Annotated in this window: 1 protein-coding gene; it reads left to right on the plus strand. The window is 45.6% G+C overall.

Features of this window, described 5'->3' with window-relative positions:
* On the plus strand, window positions 1–439 hold a 439-nt coding region (locus ACTHUE_RS19755; RefSeq protein WP_440424248.1), incomplete at its 5' end, for an IS3 family transposase.
* Between the last annotated feature and the right edge of the window lie 232 nt (window positions 440–671).

The raw sequence follows: 671 nt of genomic DNA on the forward strand, positions 1-671 counted from the left end.
CGGTAAACTGTACCTCTCGCCAATCTTGGACTTGTTCAACCGCGAGATCGTCGCCTACGCCATGAGCCGCAGAGTCGAAAGCGAAATGGTGAAGGAAATGCTCGAAAAAGCCGCCCCCCGTCTGACTGATAAAGGAACGATGCTTCATTCGGACCAAGGTGTGCTGTACCGTACGGCGGGGTATAGGGAATTGCTTGCGGAGCATTCCATGGTTCAAAGCATGTCGCGAAAGGCGAACTGTTGGGACAATGCGCCGATGGAAAGCTTCTTTGCGGTGTTGAAGACGGAGTGTTTCTATAACGCAGGTGAATTGACGGTAGATGAATTGATGAAGCAGATAGATGACTATATGGATTACTACAACCGGGAGCGTTGCAGTTTGAAATTGAAAAAGCTGAGTCCTGTCGCATACAGAACCCAGCTTGCACAGAGCGCCTGAATAGGCTTTTATGAGTGTCCAAGATTTGGGGGCCAGTTCAAAACTTTCAGACGACCTTTTTTAAAGTTGGGTTTTCAAACCAACTTACGCTGGCTCTAAAATGTAGGGCTTTTAATTTGTCCCATACCTACATGATCAATGTTAGGCTAGAGGTTTTTACATTTTTCATAAAAACCCTCGATGTTTTCAGAATAGCCATCTTTTTCTCTAATTAAGACATCTCCTTGACTAC

The organism is Neisseria sp. P0021.S005 (genome assembly GCF_051956955.1).